General features: G+C 43.8%; 23 protein-coding genes. 7 read left to right on the top strand and 16 right to left on the bottom strand.

Annotated features, from left to right (window positions below; translation table 11 throughout):
• Positions 1-6: 6 nt before the first annotated feature.
• A complete protein-coding gene (gap, locus tag A3774_RS06105; protein ID WP_067864757.1) occupies positions 7-1026 on the bottom strand; it encodes a type I glyceraldehyde-3-phosphate dehydrogenase in 1020 nt (339 codons plus the stop codon).
• Between the two features lie 137 nt (positions 1027-1163).
• Between gap and A3774_RS06100 the strand changes: the two genes are divergently transcribed.
• The 4 genes from A3774_RS06100 to A3774_RS06085 all read left to right on the top strand — a co-directional run bounded on the left by A3774_RS06100 (position 1164) and on the right by A3774_RS06085 (position 3497).
• Positions 1164-1865 carry a DNA-binding protein gene (locus tag A3774_RS06100; protein ID WP_067864755.1) on the top strand — a complete coding sequence of 234 codons (702 nt, stop codon included), beginning with the start codon at positions 1164-1166 and terminating at the stop codon, positions 1863-1865.
• Positions 1866-1955: 90 nt separating this feature from the next.
• A complete protein-coding gene (locus A3774_RS06095; protein ID WP_067864751.1) occupies positions 1956-2405 on the top strand; it encodes a response regulator in 450 nt (149 codons plus the stop codon).
• A 105-nt stretch (positions 2406-2510) separates the two neighbouring features.
• Positions 2511-3185: a response regulator gene (locus tag A3774_RS06090; protein ID WP_067864748.1), complete on the top strand. Its 675-nt coding sequence runs from the start codon at positions 2511-2513 to the stop codon at positions 3183-3185.
• A gap of 30 nt (positions 3186-3215) precedes the next feature.
• Positions 3216-3497 carry a hypothetical protein gene (locus A3774_RS06085; RefSeq protein WP_067864745.1) on the top strand — a complete coding sequence of 94 codons (282 nt, stop codon included), beginning with the start codon at positions 3216-3218 and terminating at the stop codon, positions 3495-3497.
• Positions 3498-4027: 530 nt separating this feature from the next.
• Here the strand turns inward: A3774_RS06085 and A3774_RS06080 are convergent.
• The 6 genes from A3774_RS06080 to A3774_RS06055 form a co-directional block, all read right to left on the bottom strand.
• Entirely contained in the window at positions 4028-7219 is a 3192-nt protein-coding gene (locus tag A3774_RS06080) for a type I restriction endonuclease subunit R (RefSeq protein ID WP_067864740.1), read from the bottom strand.
• A gap of 14 nt (positions 7220-7233) precedes the next feature.
• Positions 7234-7689, bottom strand: coding sequence for a HEPN domain-containing protein (locus A3774_RS06075; protein ID WP_067864737.1), 456 nt, complete (start codon positions 7687-7689; stop codon positions 7234-7236).
• On the bottom strand, positions 7661-8260 hold the full coding sequence (locus tag A3774_RS06070) for a nucleotidyltransferase domain-containing protein (RefSeq protein WP_067864734.1): 600 nt from the start codon (positions 8258-8260) through the stop codon (positions 7661-7663). Before A3774_RS06070 ends, A3774_RS06075 begins: the two co-directional genes overlap by 29 nt.
• A gap of 101 nt (positions 8261-8361) precedes the next feature.
• Positions 8362-8922, bottom strand: coding sequence for a DUF6933 domain-containing protein (locus tag A3774_RS06065; protein WP_067864730.1), 561 nt, complete (start codon positions 8920-8922; stop codon positions 8362-8364).
• The gene (locus tag A3774_RS06060; RefSeq protein ID WP_067864727.1) at positions 8919-10154 is read right to left on the bottom strand and encodes a restriction endonuclease subunit S; all 1236 of its coding nucleotides are present in this window, start codon (positions 10152-10154) and stop codon (positions 8919-8921) included. The genes A3774_RS06065 and A3774_RS06060 overlap by 4 nt, the downstream gene beginning before the upstream one ends.
• Positions 10151-11827 (bottom strand): type I restriction-modification system subunit M, encoded by a 1677-nt coding sequence (locus A3774_RS06055; RefSeq protein ID WP_067864724.1) that lies wholly within the window; start codon positions 11825-11827, stop codon positions 10151-10153. The genes A3774_RS06060 and A3774_RS06055 overlap by 4 nt, the downstream gene beginning before the upstream one ends.
• A 257-nt stretch (positions 11828-12084) precedes the next feature.
• On the opposite strand from A3774_RS06055, the gene A3774_RS16755 reads away from it, so the two are divergent.
• Both A3774_RS16755 and A3774_RS16750 read left to right on the top strand, forming a co-directional pair.
• Positions 12085-12222: a hypothetical protein gene (locus A3774_RS16755; protein ID WP_197468016.1), complete on the top strand. Its 138-nt coding sequence runs from the start codon at positions 12085-12087 to the stop codon at positions 12220-12222.
• Between the two features lie 2 nt (positions 12223-12224).
• Positions 12225-12365: a hypothetical protein gene (locus A3774_RS16750; protein ID WP_197468015.1), complete on the top strand. Its 141-nt coding sequence runs from the start codon at positions 12225-12227 to the stop codon at positions 12363-12365.
• 22 nt (positions 12366-12387) lie between these two features.
• Here the strand turns inward: A3774_RS16750 and A3774_RS06050 are convergent, their stop codons facing one another.
• From A3774_RS06050 to A3774_RS06020, 9 genes are all read right to left on the bottom strand, one after another.
• Positions 12388-13650, bottom strand: coding sequence for a hypothetical protein (locus A3774_RS06050; protein WP_067864721.1), 1263 nt, complete (start codon positions 13648-13650; stop codon positions 12388-12390).
• A gap of 3 nt (positions 13651-13653) precedes the next feature.
• Positions 13654-14448 (bottom strand): competence protein CoiA family protein, encoded by a 795-nt coding sequence (locus A3774_RS06045; protein ID WP_067864718.1) that lies wholly within the window; start codon positions 14446-14448, stop codon positions 13654-13656.
• 353 nt (positions 14449-14801) lie between these two features.
• A complete protein-coding gene (locus A3774_RS17150; protein WP_269454612.1) occupies positions 14802-14930 on the bottom strand; it encodes a hypothetical protein in 129 nt (42 codons plus the stop codon).
• 55 nt (positions 14931-14985) lie between these two features.
• Positions 14986-16392, bottom strand: a complete 1407-nt coding sequence (locus tag A3774_RS06035; protein WP_067864712.1) for a serine hydrolase — start codon at positions 16390-16392, stop codon at positions 14986-14988.
• A 20-nt stretch (positions 16393-16412) separates the two neighbouring features.
• Positions 16413-16682 (bottom strand): TraR/DksA C4-type zinc finger protein, encoded by a 270-nt coding sequence (locus A3774_RS17000; protein WP_231867953.1) that lies wholly within the window; start codon positions 16680-16682, stop codon positions 16413-16415.
• Between the two features lie 12 nt (positions 16683-16694).
• On the bottom strand, positions 16695-16844 hold the full coding sequence (locus A3774_RS16995) for a hypothetical protein (protein WP_231867952.1): 150 nt from the start codon (positions 16842-16844) through the stop codon (positions 16695-16697).
• Positions 16841-17011, bottom strand: a complete 171-nt coding sequence (locus A3774_RS16590; RefSeq protein ID WP_156473666.1) for a hypothetical protein — start codon at positions 17009-17011, stop codon at positions 16841-16843. The genes A3774_RS16995 and A3774_RS16590 overlap by 4 nt, the downstream gene beginning before the upstream one ends.
• A 716-nt stretch (positions 17012-17727) precedes the next feature.
• Positions 17728-18975 (bottom strand): MFS transporter, encoded by a 1248-nt coding sequence (locus tag A3774_RS06025; RefSeq protein WP_067864709.1) that lies wholly within the window; start codon positions 18973-18975, stop codon positions 17728-17730.
• A gap of 57 nt (positions 18976-19032) precedes the next feature.
• The gene (locus A3774_RS06020) at positions 19033-19506 is read right to left on the bottom strand and encodes a PaaI family thioesterase (RefSeq protein ID WP_156473665.1); all 474 of its coding nucleotides are present in this window, start codon (positions 19504-19506) and stop codon (positions 19033-19035) included.
• A gap of 97 nt (positions 19507-19603) precedes the next feature.
• Between A3774_RS06020 and A3774_RS06015 the strand changes: the two genes are divergently transcribed.
• Positions 19604-20488: a LysR family transcriptional regulator gene (locus A3774_RS06015; RefSeq protein WP_067864706.1), complete on the top strand. Its 885-nt coding sequence runs from the start codon at positions 19604-19606 to the stop codon at positions 20486-20488.
• Positions 20489-20667 lie beyond the last annotated feature (179 nt).

Genomic DNA, 20667 nt, shown 5'->3' with positions numbered 1-20667 from the left:
GTTTGTCTAGTCATAAAAACCTCCAATTTTGGCTATCTCTTTTGCTGTATCCAGCATGCGATTTGAAAACCCCCATTCGTTATCGTACCAAGCGAAGACTTTAGCTTGCTCCTGGGTACAGATGGTTTGGGTGGAGTCAAAGATGCAAGAAGCTTGCTGGTGATTAAAATCAACAGATACTAATGGCTTGTCGCTGTAGGTGATCACGCTATTATTTGAGCCTTTTGAGGCCTCTCTCATAATGTTATTGATAGCCTCGGCGGTTGTTGGTGTGTTGGGTGTAAAGGTTAAATCAACAAGTGATACATTGGCTGTTGGAACACGTACGGCCATGCCAGCAAGCTTTCCCGCAAGCTCGGGGAGAACAATTCCTACAGCATCTGCTGCGCCTGTTTTTGTTGGGATCATCGATGTTGCCGCGGCACGCGCTCTATATAAGTCACCACTAAATGCGTCTGTTAGGTGCTGATCGTTAGTGTAAGCATGAATGGTTGTCATGAGGCCTGAGCTGATACCTATAGCGTTATTGAGTGCTTGAGCCATAGGTGCCAAGCAGTTAGTGGTACATGAGGCGTTAGAGATAACTAAATGGTTTTTAGTTAGGATGTTGTGATTTACGCCATATACTATTGTGGCATCAGCATTTTTGGCAGGGGCGGATACTAGTACGCGTTTAGCACCACTCTTTATGTGCTCCATTGCTGCGTCCTTGTTTGCAAAAAGCCCTGTGCACTCAAATACTATGTCTATCTCTAGGCGCTCCCAGGGAAGGGCGCTTATGGACTTTTCTTTAAGGATTTCTATCCGATCCCCGTTTATTTCTAAACAATGATCTTTGGTTGCGACCTTGTACATAAAACGTCCGTGAACGCTATCGTATTCAGTTAGGTGGGCATTTACTTTTGGATCGCATAAATCGTTGATCGCGATAATTTGTATGTGTTCTTGTTGGTTCGATTCGTAAATTGCACGAAGGATGTTTCTTCCAATACGGCCATAGCCATTGATCGCTATACGCATGCTCATATGAAAACTCCTTTATCGTCTTATTTTTCAGCCTAGTACAGAACAGCGAGTGGCGCTAAAAGATATTTATTAAAGCTGCTGAGGGCGGTGAAGTTAGCTATAATATGTATCAAATAGTACATATTGGATATTGCAAGATGGCAAAAAAGAGCGATACACAGGAGTTTGCTAAAAAGACCGCAGACATTCTTCTACAGGAAGGTATTCGCCCGACGCAGCAAAATGTGAGAGAGCGAATGGGTTGCGGCTCTATTACAACCATCAATAAAGCGTTAAATGCTTGGTGGCAGGAGCTAGGTGAGCGACTAAAGGTAAATACGAGCCATCCTATGCTGCCAGACCCTGTGGCGGAAAGTGCGAGTAAGCTATGGCTTCAGGCGCTTGCTTATGCAGAAAAGGAGTTGGAGGTGCGCCGCGATAATCTTGAGCGCGAATATAGAGAAAAAATCAATCAAGCCGCAAATTCATCGAAAGCAGATAATAGCGAATTAAAAGAACTACGCTCTCAGTGCCTTAGATTGCTTCAGGAAAATGAAAAATGTTCTGATCAAAAACTCGCCCTTCAGGGTAAGCTGTTTGAGCAAGAGAATACACTTATCGCGCTTCAGGCAAAAAGCGAAGCTTTAGAGCGAGAGTTAAAGCAGAAGCAGATTATGAGCAAAGGCACGCAAGATATTGATGAATATATTGAAATTCAGGTTAATAACCGAACTCTCAAAGAAGAAAATAAGCGCCTAAACAAACAGATTGAGTTGCTGATTAGTGATAAATCATCTCTTCAAATGGAAAATATACAGTTAAATGCAGAGGTTAGCGCGTTGAAGCAGGGGATAAGCTAGTGCAAAACCCAGAGGAATGTTAATCTATATGCTTGTATTTGATCTATGTAACTTAACCTCCATTCTGGCTTTCTTAGGTATCTAATTAATATGGATATAGTTTTAAATCTTGAAGCTGAAGATGTAGTGATATTGGATGCGCTGCATGAATGCGGTTCTGAGGATGCTGTCTGTTGTCAGGATACAGGGACATTTGAGCGTTCAAAGAAGCTCTTAATCAAAGAGAAACTCAAGAATGTTACCGTTCAGCTTCTGGATGAGGGCGGTTACGCTATAAGACAGGTAACCAGTAAGCCTAAGAATAAAGCACTGAGCTCCGGCTTGCTTAATAGTCGGCAGATTACCGTTATCAAGGCCTTAGAAAAGGTTTTGAAACATTGTAAAAACGAAGGCATACAGCTTATCGGGTATAGTGATGAACTGGTTGCTTTGCCTGCAAGTGTTTCAGACGAAGAGATCTCAAGTGCAGGCGCGTTAGATATCAATTGCCATGATGTCTATAAAGGGGCAGATGCAATTCTACCCGACGAGGATGTATAGCCTTGCAAGAACAAGCTTAATATTTATCATCTAACTTGTTGTTTCTAAATAAACAATCTCAAAAAACAACAAGAGCATATAATAAAGCAAATTACAGGAAAATAGATGACTGATCCAATTAAGATTCTCCTTGTTGATGACCATCCTTTGGTAAGGGCGGGATTTCAACGTTTGCTAATATCTGATGATAGCATTGAGATAGTGGGCGAAGCGGATAACGGCCAGTCTGCATGTGATATGTATGCTACTCACGCGCCTGATGTTGTTGTTATGGACTTAAATATGCCTAACGACTCGTCTGCTAGCGATGAGGCTTGTCATAATCTAAATGGCGGATTGGAAGCAATCCGAAGAATAATCTCCCATGATACTAAAGCTAAAGTACTTGTGTTAACTGCAATGGAGATTGATCCGTTTCCTGCTCATGTAGTTAATGCGGGCGCTAAAGGGTTTCTTACTAAGCGCTGCGCACCTGATGAACTATTAGCCGCTGTTAAAGCAATACATAATGGTGAAGAGTATATCACTGAGGAGATGCGCACCCGAATTAATGGTGATGGTTCTACTGAGGCCGCGTCTATTAGTAGTTTGACTAAACGTGAGCTTCAAGTCTTTGCTTTGCTTGCAGAGGGCAGGACTGTTTCGCAGGTTGCTGAAGAGATATTCCTAAGTCCTAAAACTGTACACGCACACCGCACTAATATTTTTAGAAAACTGACTATCAGTAATAATTCAGAGCTAGTCCACCTCGCAATTCGTCACGGTATCGTCCAAGCTTAAAAATATAACAACTCATAAGGTGGATACACCATGAGCGATTTAGATTTTACTGAGCTGCATATGGAAACCGAGTTTCTTTGGAATGAGATCTCCATTGGGGATAGCGTTATGTTAGATGCCGATCTATATGAATCCAATACATTTAAATTACACAAATACCAAGCTTATGAGGTTGTCGCCAAGCTTCGTGCAGTAGCAGCAGAACCCTCGATGCTTGTTGTTGAATCGGATATAACTGGCGAATTTATAAACCTCCATCCAGCGTTACTGTGCAGCTATCAAGCACCAGATACGCCAGTGTCTCACGCCTAAAGCGAGCTTAAATTACCACGCATAGCCGCGAAATTGAGCGAGTTAATAGCTCAATAATCAGCGCTAAAAAACAAATTAATCCAAATAATAGTAAGCATTAGCTAATCTGTAGTCCCCTATATAGCCATAATGATATATTCGCATAATATATATTATGTTAAATAGGATAATTATTTGGCTATAGACTGGTTTGCCCTTTTGTTGTTTTCAGATTCAAATGACTCTTTGTCCAGTTTAGTGAATCTGTGATGTGTATTTAGGCATTAACAATGAAGCCTGTGCTATCCAATCCACATCCAAACTAAGTTTGGAAAAGTTTGTACTTGTGAAAATGCCCACAAGCCCCGCCAGTTGCGTATTTGATTGCAGTACTAAAGCGTGAGTATAAAAACCACCGTCCAATCTTTTCCGCATTTAGGCTTATTCAGGGTTAAATTAGATCGTGCGGAGAGCTTCGAAGAATTCTATTTCGCGGGTAAAGTGTCGTAAAGAGCAACCTAGCGCACGCTGCTCTTTCGACTTATTGGATATTAATGTACGTAAACGCTCTGACCCTGACCAGGGTATTTCTCATAAACGTGCATAAAGACTTCTGAGCATGCCTTTGGCCATAGGTCATCATCGTAAGCTTCTGGAAGCTCATCTAAGACCTCTTCGATCAGGTTTTTGATCTTGGCTTTGGTTCGCTGTTTTTTACGCCAATCGATAACGAGAGCGTCCTGCATATTACTGATAAGCATCTTTGCGATGGCTTTTACTTTAGTTCGTTCTTTATCAGATAGCGTTACGTCTTCTAATAGCAGATCAAAGATCGCAAGTTCTTCCTCTGTAAGGCCTTCCTTAACAGTTCGTTTATCTTCTACATTCAGCTCACGGATAAACTCTTCAAGCCGTCTGAACAGTTCCTCAGCGTTATAGGCACCGAGATTGTATTCCTCGACCATATCCATAAACTTCTGCTGCAAATCCTGACGTGTGCGGTTACGCATAATCATTGGCTGAAGCTTTCGTTCAATGATGTTTTTCAGGCGTTCTGCATCAGACTGTTTCGGGGTGGTTATCCGCGAAACCATCTCTGCCAGTGCATCAAAGTCGATACCCGCGATATTAATAGGTTCAGGTAAGTTGCTGTTTATATTGATTGTTTCAATAGATTCATCCAGCAGTTCATTAACCTGATTACGAACTACATCTAATACATCTTCGTCATCAATACTGAGACCTGATTTCTCACGCATCTGCTTATAGATAACGTTAATGGCAATACGGTGTGGCGTGTATTCGGTTGCACTATCATCAGGCAATATGGCTTTAAAGATGCGGTTTATTTGCCTCAGGAATGCAACAAATTCCTCTTTATACTCAGGATTTAGGAGTATTTCACTGGCTTCATCGAGCAACGTTAGCTTGGTGAAATCTGTTGCAGGCGCATCGAGAATCGCCTGAAGATCGATATCACATTTCTTCAGATAAATGACCAGATCAGTGATCGCTGTCTTAAGCGCAGAAAGCAGCTCTGATTTATCCCTAGCAGGGGTATCAACGGTATAAGTCCCCTGCTCTTCAGTAACGCCACCCCCGTAGAGGCCCAACGCATGCTGTAGGGCTCCGAAGATATTGATGTAATCAACGATCTGGCCTGCAGGTTTGCCAGGGTAAACTCGGTTGGCTCTGGCAATGGTTTGCATCAGCGTGTGGCTTTTTAAAGGCTTGTCGATATACAGGGTCGAAACCGAAGGTGCGTCAAAACCTGTTAGCCACATAGCACAAACAAACACAATTCTTAGATCGTCATCGGGGTCTTTAAACTTCTCATCCAGCTTCTCTTTAACAAAACGCTCCCGATGGATTTTGTAATCCAAGCCACGTTTAGCCAGCTTTTCATCATCGTTCTGGCCGCCTGACACAACCACCGCCATATCAGCAGACTGCATATGCTCAATCTGGTATTCAATTCTGACAAGTCGAGAGCCTGACAGGTGTTTTGCCTGTAGCTGTAGACTGGATAGCTTCTTCTTCCATGCCTTCTGAACCTGATCATACATACGAATAGCCGTGGCTTTATCAATGGACACCACCATTGCCTTGCCTAATCGGCCATCTTTAAAGGGCTCGCGGTTGATATAGTGGTTTACCAAGTCTTCAGCGATCTCTTCAAGGCGGTCTTCGCGTGTAATGATGTGATACTGCTTTGCGAATTCTGTTTCTAACTTCGATTCCTGATCTTCGCTCAGGTCTGCATCATCCAGAATTTCAGCGATCTGTTCACCAATGTTATCTGCCAGCAAAGTGACTTCGGGCACGCGGTTTTCGTAATAGAGAGGCAGAGTCGCACCATCATCTACTGCATCTGAGAAGTTATAGGTTGATACATAATCACCAAACACTTCACGGGTTTTCTCTTCGCCAGAGAGTAATGGTGTCCCCGTAAAAGCCATAAACGAAGCATTAGGCATCGCTTTACGCATATTCATTGCCAGCGAATCATACTGGCTACGATGGGCCTCATCGGTAATCACAATAATGTCATCCCGCTCAGACAACACGGGGTAATCGCCCTTCTCATCCCCTTTAAACTTCTGGATCAGAGTAAAGACGAAACGGTGGTCTTCAGCGAGCAATTGCTTAAGTTCAGCACCAGAATCGGCCTGACAAGCCTCAGTGATCATGCCTGCAGCATTGAACGTCTTGTAGATCTGATCATCCAGATCAGTACGGTCAGTTACCAGCACAAAGGTCCAGTTCCCAGTGAAGCATCGGAAGGCCTTACGGGTAAAAAACACCATTGAGAAGCTTTTACCACTCCCCTGGGTATGCCAAAAAACACCCAGCTGCCCTTTTGTTAGTTTTCCGCCTGCTTTCTGCTCGACTGAATCTAATCCAAGCAGCGCCTGATTTACACCTAAGTACTGGTGGTACTTGGCTACAATCTTGATGGTCTCTTTAGCACGGACATAGAGTACATAGTTCTCAACAATATCCAGCAGTCTGTGCTGCTCACACACGCCGCGAATAGCCACCTCTAAACTGACTTTCCGAGGCTCTGATTCGGACTCAACCTTCTTCCACTCGGCAAAGTGTTCCCACTGGCTGGATATAGTACCTACGCGAGACTGAATGCCGTTTGATATAATGATTATCTGATTAAATACAAAGAGTTGCGGGATAGTGTTGCGGTAATCTTTAAGATTATCTTTATAGCCATTTATCAGCTCTTTATGGCTGGCTTTAAGCTCGATAAACAGCAAAGGTAAGCCATTAACAAAGCCTAAAAGATCAGGGCGGCGGTTCTCTATTTCACCGCTGATAGTCATCTGACTACAAAGCAGGAAGTCATTGCTTTGAGGCTGCTGCCAGTCGATAAAGCGAACCGTACAGTCCTCTTCATCTTCAGCATGGCTAATGTAGTCATAACCATCTTTTAGCAGTCCATAGACCTCTTCGTTCGCTGCAATTGGGCTCATCGCACTACGGTCACGTGCTATCTCATCGATGGCTTCTTGTAGAATACGTTCTGGAATATCGGGGTTAATATGGGTTAAAGCACTACGCAGGCGACTATAGAGAATAACATCCGAACGGGTTTCCCTGCCTATTGGCTGGCCTTCAGCCTGACCTTCCTCGGCAAAGGTTTCTTCCCAGCAGGTCACTGTTTGCCAATCCAACTGGCCGAACAGGTTTATAGCAGGTTGTTCAATAAGTCCGTCTTCTGTGTAAGTCATATTAATCCAACAACTTAATATTCCGTTTTTTCATTCAATAACTGCGGCTTGTTGTTCAATAGCCATTGTTCGACGAGGGTATACAGCTCTTGGGCTAACATTATGCAGCTATCACATTCTTTATCGGTCACTAACGCGCCAGAATAATCAGCAAGGTTTCGTTGTTTACGCAAAGTATCGAGCTCAATCATACGCTCGCGAGGTAAACCAATGGTTTTTGGTAAAGACTGAATCATTGTTTGATGATGGCCTGGCACACTGGTGAGTGTTCGAAAGCCATTTGCTTGTAATGCGGCATTAGCTAGCTGCATGATCGCTTTATAAGCCACATCAAAGCGCGTTTCATTACTTAACGCTTCAATCGATGCGTCCTTAAGGCTGGAAGCCGCCGCTTGAAGCAGCTTTTGAATCATCCCCGGATCAGCACTGATTGTTTCCAGCCTAATCCCTAACAGATTCTCTAAGGTCATCCCTGTCTCCTATGATATTGATAACATCCTTGTGCAGCAGCTCCTCCATAAATACTGATGGGTCAGTACACTGCAACTGCCACTCTTCCACTGAGAAGCATTTCGGGTTGATCTCTCGCCCCAATATATCCTGTGTATCATACAAGCAATTGACCACGGCAGAAAACGAAACATCACCAATGATGCACAGGTCAACATCACTTTGCGCACTCGCTTTACCGCTGGCAACAGAGCCAAACACAAACGCGGCTTTAATCTGATCCTGAATCGGCAGCAGCGCGTCGGCCAGCACATCCGCAAGGCCAGACGTTTTTCGTAAAATAGCAGCCAGCTCATTAAAAATTGGGCAGTCTCGATTTGCCGAATACAGCAGATGATTCCCCCGCCGGGACTGGTTCAGAATGCCTGCCTCTTGTAATTTTTTTAGCTCACGTCCAGTTGTACCCGCAATCGTACCGGTCAATCGTGCGACCTCACGTACATGAAACTGCTCATCTGGATGTAGCAGTAGCAGATTAAGCGCGCGGCGGCGGTAATCTTTAAACAGAATGGACGATAGCGTAGCTGACATTCATAGACTCGTATGTAGAGAAACCAAAGTGTTGCAAAATTAGGTACAAATGTAGCTTTTATTTAAACATTTGGCAATTTTCACATCTATTCAGATGTGTTTTAAGTTGGCGCAACTTCTCTCAATAGTGCTTCCATCTCCGTTATCGGCCAGAAACACTCGCTTTCTTTCATGCCCTTGATTCGACAAGGGCGCTTACTTAATCTCACACAGGTGCTGTAAATCGGTAGATCCATTACTGAGATACCATCATACTGAACAGTCCATTCCAGCTCCTGAATCAACTGATTCAGTGTGCCCTGTACTGAGCGGTTGCAAGCTGTATCAAATTGCAGTGCAGGTAGTTGCTGACAGGTCGATTTGATCAGGACGGGATCAACACCCGCTTTCAGCAAGGTGTTCACTAACAGATCGCTAAACCAGTAATCGATTGCTTTCAGCTCTTTTGCTGTAGCGCCGATCAACACCAGCGCAAAACGGGTCTGGTCATGGCAGAACACCACGCACTGACGACGCTGAATTGTAGTGATATTAGCGTGCCATGAACCAATGGAACTCTCTGTGCTGTCTGAACACTGAGCAGAAACCAGTGGTGTTGTACTTACCGCATGGCCAGCACTCTTTAACTTGGCAGATAGCTTCTGAGTGCAGTGAATAATCATGCTAAAGCTTGCTCTGCCTGGCTCAGATCGATCTGGCCGCTGATTAGCTTGGGGAGCAGAAGGTCGCGTTGTTTTCTTAAATTTTCGTTTTTGCGCTTAAGATTTTCACTTAAGATCAATGTTTCTTTAACCGCATTATCAAACTGGGCAAGAATGCCATCACTTGGCAACAGAATATCAGCGTTATTAAAATCTGATGTGTTTACTGCTGGGTATGCAGCCCCAGAAGCATGATTTACTAGATATGACGTAAAACTATCAGTCGTAGTGAAGAAATAAAGATAGCTTGCAGGAATGTTCTTTGCTCTAAGAACTGCAAATCCTGTTGAGGCTATCGTATTTTCAATAGGCTTGCAGATATATGAAAACTGCCTACGGTTCGGTCTTACTGTAGCCCAAATAACATCCTGATCCCTAACTATTCTTCTTGCTCTGCTTGGCGCTTCAGAGAAGCTTAGGGTGCGTACTTCGTCTATTTTTCCAGTGGATACGCTTTTAATATCAATATAATGAATTTGCTCAGGTGCTGATTTAGGCTTAATGGATTCAGGGTTAACATCTGCAACGTCTTCGAGCTTTCGTATCTCCCATTCCTCAGGAATCATCCCAAGTGGTGAATCAACCATCTGGCACTGGTCATGCCCTGGGAAACGAAATTTAACAAACCACTCACGGTAGAGGGATTGAGCCATCTCTTCCAGAATAGCGATACGACGGTTGTTATTTTCGATTAGGTTGTCGTAACTAAGTAAAACCTCAGTGATTTTGTCAACACTTTGCTTACAAGGGACTTTAAGCTTGAAAGTTCTTAGTTTTTCTAAACTCAAGTTGTCTTGAGTGGTTCCTTGAGAAATACTCTGCATTTCACGCTTAATGTGATCGATGTAGTATTTGATAAAAAAAGAGTTAACTTTATCTTCATTTGGCTCAAAGCCAACGACGCTATCAGGGAAGCATGAATCCTGTCCTAATACTGCTGTTTCTGCGATATTGGCTGCAATCGTAATAACAAGAGTGCCTTTTTTCCAAAGCTTGCTCTGAGCTAAACCAAAATCATTATATGTTCCCGAGTAGTTCTTCAAGTAAAGGTTTGCTGCCTTTACATCACCAGTTTGTACAAATGGGTACCCCCCCCCATACAGTTGGGGGTCATTACGGGGTCTATGTTTGGATTTTCCTCGACCTAAATAGCCAAGTTCATCCAATGTAAAAACCTCACCTTCTAGGCTCACGACATAGTTCCTAATGCTTTCACCACATTGTTAGCTATGGCTTGCTCCAGCTCATGAGCCTCTGAATTCAATACCAAAAGCTCCTCCTGAAGCGTCTCCAACTTAACCACAAAATCTTCATCATTCTCTTCTTCACCGGCAGCTACACCCACATAGCGCCCAGGGTTCAGCGACCAGCCTTGTTCTTTGATCTCTTCAATCGTTGCGACCTTACATAGCCCAGCAATATCTTGATACTGACCCTCGGTGAAGTGCTTATCGACAGCCCAATCGCCCTTATTGGCTTCGGTCGCTCCCGACGTCCTGTCTCCCGCGACATTAGTACTTCCCTGTACGTCATCTGGATGCTGTTCAAGGTAGGTATTATCGACTGCTTCCCCACGATAAAGGCGCACGATATTAGCAATAAAGTTCAGCTGCTCGCTGGTGTAATCGCGTACCGCACGGGTGACCTGACGGAAGATATGGCGAGCATCGATAAACAGGACTTTATCTTCCCGATCCGTGCCTTTCTTAGATTTATCAAAGAACCAGAGTGAGCATGGCAGGGTTACGGTATAGAAAAAGTTGCTGGATACCGCGATCATCACATCCACAGCTTTGGCTTCGATCAGTTGCTGACGGATATCCTGCTCAGACGCACGGGCATCACTGGCAGAATTCGCCATAACAAAACCTGCACGGCCCTTTTCGTTCAGTGCCGCATAGAACATCTGAATCCATAGATAGTTACCGTTATCGGTACGTGGCATACCAAATGGGAAGCGTGCTTTGTCATCAACTAAACGATCTTTCTGGATCTCGTTAACATTAAATGGCGGGTTCGCCATTACAAAGTCGAAATTACCCGCGCAGTTATGAATATCTTCGTAATAGGAGTTACCTTCACGAATATCGCCCTGCAGACCATGGACTGCCAGGTTCATCTTACTCAGGCGAACCGTATCCCCAGTTTTCTCCTGACCGAAGATAGAAAGGTGATCTGAAGCGTCTCTCTGTTCCTGAGATGACTGCCCTTGAGATAAAGAGTGCTCTTCAACAAAGTTCGCGCAGCTCACAAACATACCACCCGAACCGCAAGCAGGGTCGAACACTTTGCCGTGGTAAGGCTCGATAATCTCTGTGATCAAACGTACCAGTGTAGACGGCGTGAAGAACTCACCACCGCCCTGACCTTCAGTTTTGGCAAACTCATTCAGGAAGTACTCATAGATACGCCCGAATACATCTGACCCCATGCCAAAATCGATGGCGGCAAAATTCTTCAGAAGGTCTTTCAGAATGGTGTTATCAAAGCGGGTATAGGATTTAGGCAGCGCATCTTTAATAGCTTCATTATCCGCTTCCAGAGCCTTCATTGCCTCATTGATATTCAGGCCGATATTGGTGCTTTCCGGCAGTTTCAAAAGATTGGAGTACAGCGCCTCCTCTGGCACATACATCGCCCCTTCTGCCTGAATACGGCTCTTGATATCACCGCCACGGCGGCGGCTGGATTGACCTTCCAGCTTTGCTTTAGCATTTTCGAAACGAAACTCTGCATAACGCAGGAAAATCAGCCCCAGAATCGGGCGGGAATACTCTTGTGCGGTAAGCCCTGTGTTCGCTCGTAAACTATCTGCCGCAGACCACAGGCGCTTTTCTAACTGTTCAATCTTTTTGAAATCAGACACTGCTGTTCCTTACTTACTTTCCTAAATACAAAGGTACATATACAGCGGTGATGAGATGAAGCATCCGCTGCCTCTTTTTTATTGGAAATCAGTGTACTACAAGCCCATAGGACAAATACATAACTCGCTGATATGAGAAATTTAGTTTTATATCAAAAATAAAATACTTTCCCCCCCACCTTTTTCAATTTCAAAAGAACGATCATCTCTTGCGCTGGCTGATGACCAGCTAATTAAACCATTTTAGGAGATTGATTATGACGACAACAAAGATGACCCCAAAAGCTGTAAAACGTATCCATAGCGCGGAAGCAAAAAAGTCTGGCGGCCAAGTGAGTTCAGATAGCTTTACTGCTCGCGCTACCCGAACTATCGCCAAGAAAGGAGGTAAATGAGAATGGCTCAACATGATGATGACAACCGTTCATGCCAGTTAGACCCTGAACATGATGCTTATTGGCAAAGCCGTGGTGAAGATGAGCGCCCAGAGGACTGGTACGAAAGAACCCATGACTCTGATGATGAAGAAGATAACTAATCTTCACTGACTAATAAGGCCGCTATGCGGCCTTATCATCTTCAAGAATTTCTGCATGGTTCTCTTTCATCTGAGCCAGATGTGCATCGTAGTGATTTAGAACTGATTGGATTAATTCATGCCTCACATCAGCAGCTATACCATTCGATTCCAACCACTCGTCCCATTTTCTAATCCAGGAATCAATAGCGAGAGCTATCGTAAAGCGCTCCATTATGAGCTGATGCTCAAGGGTTTTACTCTCACAAAAAGACGTAATGAATTGAGAAAGAAGCTTCCTTGAAGGTAGATCTCTTCCTGATCGCCAGCGCCTAAGGGTCTTGTATTGTTTATCGGCAAATGAAGTCGAATCGTAATTATTCTGCTTTTCTTCAGTTTGACCGTTGATCGGAATCATTCTGGAGAATTCACGCCAACTGAGCTCCTCACCTTTGCTATGAAGTTTTTTAGTCAGTTCTAGCAAATTGTTAAATGCTGAATTTCTCTTTGTATCTTCATTAAAAAGGTCGGGCATGGATTTTTGGATACTTGTATCAGCATCCCACTCTACAACCAACCCCAAGCGTTGCATGTAGTTTCGTGTGCCAATTTCGTATGAAGCTATGGCTGAGAGGTAGAAGTCTGACCAGGTGAAAAGTAGAAACTTTATCACTGCCAGCTGATCGAATTCGAGGCCTGAGTCATTTCTTACTACTTGATCGCAGTAGTCATTCAAAACCTCTTTGGGGACCAAAGAGTGATCAGACAGAAAGCCTGAAATGAATAGTGCTTGTTCGTGGCCAGTTAAGTCTTGTTTCCTAACACGGTTGGCCTGCTTACACAGACCAAGCTCTGCATGCGATCTCTCCTCTATAAACTGAACAAGCAAATCAAGCTGATCGGATGATCTTGAACGATTAAACCCCGTTAGCATTGATAGCCAAGCTCCCGCATTGGCACCAAGTTTGTTGGATTCGTATAGTTTCTTGAATAAGCCAATACTGAATTTGAAATTGAGGGTGAGTTCAGGTGCAACACGATTGAGGTATGACAGTAGTTTGTTTTTAATTTTTTGACTGATGCCATCTTTAACAATGTTGTATAGCTGATTTCGACCTACAGGCAGCTTCTCCTCTGTTTCTGCTTCTATTTCAGATAGCAGATGAAATGGTGAGACTTTGAGATTCAAAAGCTCGAAAAAGTCTTCTGCAGGAGGAAGATATCCGAAATTGTTTTTTGGGAATTTGATCTTAAATTTCGAAGGTTCTTCTCGTTTATTTTTTTCTACTTGAGGTATGTTCGGCATGAGTTATTTACCTCGGTTTAGGTGGAAGCCTGCCAGTGCTCTATCTATGAAGTCCATCTCTTTAGCAGGGTCCAGACGGGAGCTCTTATCTATAGATGACTCTTTTTCTAAATGCTGTGCCGCTTTTTCGATAACCGAACTTTCTCTTGGATGATAGAGCCACTTGATATGCTCTATTTCATCAAACAAATAGGCTGACAAGGCCTCTTTGAACGACGTGATGGAAGCACCTTTCTGATTATGAAAGATGGATACACTATCAGTAAGGTCGATACCAATAATTCCCGCTCTTTCGCCATCCAGCAATTCTATATCGATTTCGAAGCGTTTCTCGGGATGGGTGAAAATGATGATAAATGGGAAACCCCGTACTTTGCCAAGAACATCAGCTGCGTGTCTTGAAAGCTTTGTCTCTATTCCCTGAATATTAAGGCTTATGCTTGAGGCCTCGGTAATCAGGACTTCTCTAGTAGAGGTATAAAACGAGTTTGAAGTACTGCTTTGAACTCTGTAGTTGTATGCAGGGAGCGACAGCGACAAACTTCCCCTGTCCATAAACAACTGTTTCGCCATTTGAGTTACTGAAACGTAAAAAGAGTATTCGCAATTCGTAACTGTTTTGTCAGATGTGCTTCGGGTCGCATGAGCAAAATGCCATGCATTCTCATCACCTTGCTTGGCTGAGAGAGGTGTTTTGCATGATGGGCAGATACAGTTACATTTGAGGCCACGTTTTACGTCGTGAACGTCAACATACTTTTGAGTATCTAATTCCAGTGCGAATGGTACTTTGCTCAAAACAATTCCTTGTTCGTTTAAGTTACCGAGGATTTATCCTTTATTTATCAATTTACTAACCGAACTTCTAGCTATTGATATTAATGTCTATCCTAGCAGAGAGCTAGATGAATATGAGGCCGATTCATGTTCAGGTAGGTGACTACTATTTGTTTAAAGTGATCCCAAGCCTTTTGAATGCTTCTTGATTGGTAAGGATTCCGTTTACTGCCAGAGATACAACATCAAGCTGTTCATCTGAAAGGTTGAGATCAGACAATTTCAGATTCCCCTTCAGGATGCTCATGACAGTATTGTGTGGCAAGTTAGAATTAATCAGTGGTGATACTTGGTAGCCCTGTATTGAAAATAACCTATCTACTCGACTCACGAACGCCATCGTTATCAAGCAGTCCAAAAGCGCTGCCGATAAAATAATCGCCCCATTCTTCTCTTAACCCCAAATGACAAAGTACAGATTCAAGCACAGGATATCTAGCCACGGTCCCTGCTTTCAACCTGAAGCGGCATGATCAACGCGACTTTAGCAGAGTTCAATCAAAGCACATCAGTAAAATTATGCTTCTGGGCAATACCTTGATAAACGATGTTGGATACGTCCCGTATCACTTCGGCTCGATCGCGTATCCAGGTGGTATAGTTACGTGCTTTTTCTTGCTTTTCGATAATGCCAATAAGGATATAGGGGTAGCGTTTCCCATCAGGTCCCTTCACGTTCAAGATTCCCATGTCGGCGCATAATCGAGCAGTACTTCCGGTCTTGTTGAATACCTGCGTACCTACCGGTACTGATTCGGCACCGGTGTAGATTCGGTCAGTACCAGGTAAAGACATAAGACGCTTTATCTCTCGGGCACCAGCGATATTATCGTTCCATAGAGCATACAGAAAGCGACTATAGTCATGAACTGAGGCCTTGTTGCGGTAGGTCTTTCCGCCTGCAGGAATGTATTCGACGATACTGGTGGCGCGGAATATACCGGGATAATTTTGTTTGAGTATTCGTTGTACCGCCTTCAGACCACCCACTTGCTTAATAACCCAGTTGGTGGAAGCGTTGTTGGAACGGTGGATCATCCGCTCCATATGGCGTCGACTTTTTGGCCCGTAGATTAGATCTTTTTGTTTAACTTGATGAAAGAAAGCTGCAGCAATAAAGGGTTTGATCAGGCTAGCGGATTGAAATTGAAGCTCCTCGTTGATGGTGACCAGTTTTTCTCCGTTAGTGAAGTCGTATACTGACCAGCCTGTGCGTTCGTCCTTGCTTATTCGCCCTCTTTGCCGAAGGTCTTTGATATAGGTTTCCACAGCAACCTCTAGGTCGTGGATTGCTTGGGACTTTTTAGTCGAAGAACTGGTTGGTTTGGCAACGGTGTTTGATCGTTCAGAGTTTTTTGCGAATACAGTTTGTTTTTTGGTTTTCGTTAAGTTGCGATCGGTAGCTGCTAAGACCCAATCCTTCGACAGTACCGGAGCGGCTGCCTCTAATCCTTTTCTGTTGAGTAATTGACTATGCACACGGGCTACCCGTACCGCACCTGCACTGTTTCCATGACGTAGATAAATGACCCCATGCAAACCATTATCGACTACAACGCGCAAGTGTCTAGCTACCGCAGGTCCGAGAATTCGCGCTACATTGTCATGATACTTCTGCACAGCGGCAGAATCTTTGCTCCAAACGTAAGAGACATCATAAAACGCACCAGTAGTCGAACTTGGCTCGGCAAGTACAGGGGTACTCAGAACAACAAACAGGGCAATAAATAGTCTGGCGAGTCGACAAAGCATTGGTAAATCCTTATTGGGCAAAACTCTTGAACCTTTACCCGTTTTCGGAGCTCTAACAATAGTATCTTGAGTCCAATAAATATTATGAATAACCGTTACTAATGTGGCCTGATAAGTTACATCGCTTTTGGTTTTGGTTTTCTTAAATTCCACTAAGCCTATTATTGCAGAATCTAATCTCGGTAAACACGTTCCTTTAATTCCCTATCGGCTTTGATGTCTGCGCAGTATTCAGCAGTCGGTCTTGCTAAAAGGCGTGGAATGCCTATAGGTTCATCCGACTCCAGACAGTAGCCATAGGTACCTAGGCGTATGCGCTCCAATGATTGGATGATTTTAGGCAGCAGCTTTTGTTCTCGATCCAAAATCCGCAATGAAGTACTACACTCTTCCTCCCAAGATGCCCGATCACTATCATCGTTAAGTTCAGGGGGACTAGCCATTTTGTTCTTAGCCTATTGGATTCTTCCACTGATAGATTCATGAAGCTGCATTAACCGACTTCTAAAATATTCGAGTTGTTCTGTGTTCATATAGTCGGATTCCGGGGCCTTTAAGATCTGTTCTTCCGTTAAGGCGCATTGATCTTTCTGCGAAGTGTTCATGAATGTTCCATCCAATGAGGTAAGGGCGTGCTTAATGTTGGCCAAGAATCGTTACCTTTGAGAGCCGCGTCGTCCGTCAAAAGATCGTTGTCGAGGGCGCAGATAGCTCGATCTAAATCCTGTCCAAGGAAAACAAACGCTTGGCGCATCATAGGTACTCGACTCATTACAGTAAAAACTCTGGCCAATAGAATTAAAAGAAAGGGCTAATTTGTTTTGAAAACAAGTAACGCCAATTCTGGTCATACCGCTTAGGATGCAAGAGAACGGATCTTTGACGGCCCAAGTGAGCGCAGCGAATAATACCCTCCAAGCGCGTCATTCCTCCCCTATCCTTCTGGTCATTACCAGCATCTATTGGCGAACGACCGAAAATCCTCGGTCGTTGCTGTTTCGTCCAATTCCCCTGAGTCAAACACGTTTTTAACCTGATAGCTGTTGTTATCTGCACTGGTGCCATTTGCGACTGAGATAACCACTAGTTTTCATGTTGGAAGTAATCGTTTTGATAAACGGAAAGACCTTCTCTTTGACTAAATTGGACATCACTTCTGGATCTAAGTTCTTAAACTTGCTCCAGCGATAGCTGTCTTGTTCGGTGGAAAAAATAGGGTTCTTGAAAGAGGCGTCTAATAGCCGCGCTTGCTTCTCACGCTAGATAGAAAAATAGATCATCTAATAGGCGATTTTTTTACTGGGTCGCTTGCCGCTGCGAGCAGAGAGTATCTTTTCGCGGGTATAAAGTAAGCCATCGTTGTTATTTTTGTGACCGTCACTAAATATTTGCGATAATACACACTTTCTCGTTTTAACATTGACCTTGCAACTCCGTCAGTTGCGACATTACAAGGTCTATTACGTTGGCTTACTTTCAATACCTAACCTAACAAGCATTGATTTGACGACTTTTCCACGGGCGTTCGTTGACGGGTAAGTGAATAAGAGCAGAGAACGCACCTACTCCAATACCAACCCACCATACAAGCGTATAACTTCCGTATAGGTCATACATTGAGCCGCCCAACCACACACCTAAGAAACCGCCTAGTTGATGTGAGAAAAAAACTAAACCATATAAAGTGCCCATATAACGCAGGCCATAAATCTGCCCTATTAACCCAGAGGTTAAGGGAACGGTAGCTAACCACAATGCCCCCATAAGAATAGAGAAAATGACTACGGACTCTGGCGTAATCGGGTTAATAATAAAGGCTCCGGCAACAAGGGTTCGCATTAAATAGATACCCGCAAGGAGATACTTTCGGGAATACCTATTACCTAACCACCCCGCTAGGATAGTGCCCCCAATATTGGAAATGCCGATAAGAGCAATAGCTGCTGCACCCAGTGTTGATGTTGACGATATACCTAAAGATTGAATGATACTGCCCGGTGCTACAGCGCTGCACATTTCGGTAATGAAGGCTGGGAAGTGTGCAGTAATAAATGCCAACTGATAACCACAGGAGAAAAAGCCAACAAAAATAAACGTAAAAGTTGGGTCTTTTATTGCCTTATAAATAACCTGGCCTAGGCCTTCTTCTATTTTTTCTACTTTTTCTGGGGGCGGTACTCGCATAAAAAAGAGTGCGACGAGTGATAATAAAACAAGCACAGCAAAGATTATAAAAACTGATTGCCATTGAAAATCGCGTAGTAGGAACTGTGCCAAAGGTGGCCCGACGATTTGGCCGGCAGAACCTGCAGCAGTAGCAATACCTAAGGCTAGAGATCGATACTTATCCGATGCTGCACGACCAACCACTGCAAGTATTACCCCAAATCCGGTACCTGCAATACCAAACCCAACCAGCATTTCAAGAAGCTGATGTTGGCCTGGGGTAATGGCATATGAAGACAGGACTAATCCTGTCGCATAGGTTATTGCCCCCACAATAATTGCTTTTCTATCACCATATTTTTCAGCCAACGCTCCAAATAAGGGCTGTCCAATTCCCCAGAAAAGGTTCTGGATAGCGATAGCAAACGAAAAGTCAGCTCTGAGCCAGTTAAACTCCTCAGCAATAGGAATTTGAAATATGCCGAAGGATGACCTAACCGCAAAACTGATTAATATAATAAGGCACCCTGCGATTAGAACGGGCGTGAACAAGCGATCTGTTTTATTCATAATACAAACACTTTAAAAACTTAAATTTTTATTCCCATTTTAAGAAGCGCCCTAAAGCTAACGACCCCGCGCTGAATCCCCACGCAAGGTCATTACGGTACCCGACGCAAGCGCAACCATGTCACCGTTCTCACGGGCAATCTCACACTGATAATGGCTTATCATTTGCCCTCGCTGAACAGGACTGGCTGTAGCGGTAAGGGTCGATTGCCACACAGGGCGAAAAAACTTGATTTGGAGATCGAGACTGGTAAATGATTCACCCTTTTGTATGGCGGTTGAATGAGCGGTTCCAATAGCAGCATCAGCCAACTCGCTCAGTAAACCGCCATGCACGGTCCCCTGTTGATTGCCATGAACACTTGGGTCTGTACATATACTCAATGTCGCCTGGCCTTTAGCAATAGCGATGATACGAAAATCAAGCAGTTTTGATATGGCTGTCGGGTAGCGCATTTCAGTTGTGGCATTCATAGGCAGATTGTTTTCTATATGCCTTTGTAGAAATTCTAAAGTAGAAAGCGTCGTCATTATAAGTACTCCTAGAATTGCTAGATAGCCACAAATTAACAATATTTGTATTATAATTATATTCGATTGTTTTTATTTTATGTTATTGGATATTTCTATGATAAAAATTCAGCACCTACGCTTTCTTGTTGCTGTTGTTGATTATGGTAGTGCGATTAATGCGGCTGAACGTTTGCATATTTCCCAGCCGTCAATCTCCGCAGGTCTTAAGGCCTTAGAAGACGAATTGGGAGGAGCTTTATTTGACCGAAGCGGGCCAGCTAACCGGCCATTACGCTTAACCCCTAAGGGACAGGGCTTCTATCGTCGAGCGATTGATATCCTTGGTCAATGCGAATTAGCTCAAGCTGAGTTTTTAGGTGATTCTAGTCACGAAAAAAAATTGGTTTTGGGGGTACTCGATACATTACCACAAGACTTTATTATTAACCTGTTAGAGGCATTCCAGCTTAATGACTCCAACACTCGGTTAGATTTATGGGAAGGTTCAAATGACAGGATAGAAAGCTGGTTCAGCCAGAAACGACTAAATATTGTTCTGAGTAATGTGGGTAGCTTAACCCCTAATACTCAATTGCTCTGGCGAGAGCCATTGGTTGCGGTAGTCGCGCCTGATCACCCTTATGCTGGAACAACTAACTTCATGTCTATTCGGGATTTATCCAAATACCCTTTCATACACCGCTCAAGTTGTGAGCTAGATTCGCTGGGTAGAGCTAGGCTTAAAGCAGAGGGCGTAAAACTTAATTTGCAAATGAGAACTGAAAGTGAAAGCTTAGCTTTTGAATTAGTAAGAAGAAGTCACAACATCACTTTAGCGCCGAAAAGCCTTGTCCCCTCTGATCTGAGCATTATTAATGTTTCGGGCCTAGAAATTGAGCGAAGTATCGGCTTGAAATGGCAAGAAAATACACCTTTACAAGTCATTTCGGCCTTATCGGCAGCAATTAAACAGAATAATAGCATTTGCCAAACTGGTTAAGAGGTATCAATAAGGTCTATTAAAATCCCTTCCATCCAGTTCGGCCGTGGATCTTTTTGGAGAGTAACGCCTTTGGAGCGAACCGTTGCAACCGGCTGGAATGGTTCGGTGTAACTGGAATTATCCGGTAAACGAACCTGATCACATAAAGGTATAGCGTTGCGAATATTGTTAAGGGT

The organism is Neptuniibacter marinus (assembly GCF_001597725.1).
Classification (GTDB): domain Bacteria; phylum Pseudomonadota; class Gammaproteobacteria; order Pseudomonadales; family Balneatricaceae; genus Neptuniibacter; species Neptuniibacter marinus.
The sequence above is the reverse complement of the archived record's forward strand: the minus strand, read 5'-3'. Positions and strand labels throughout refer to the sequence as shown.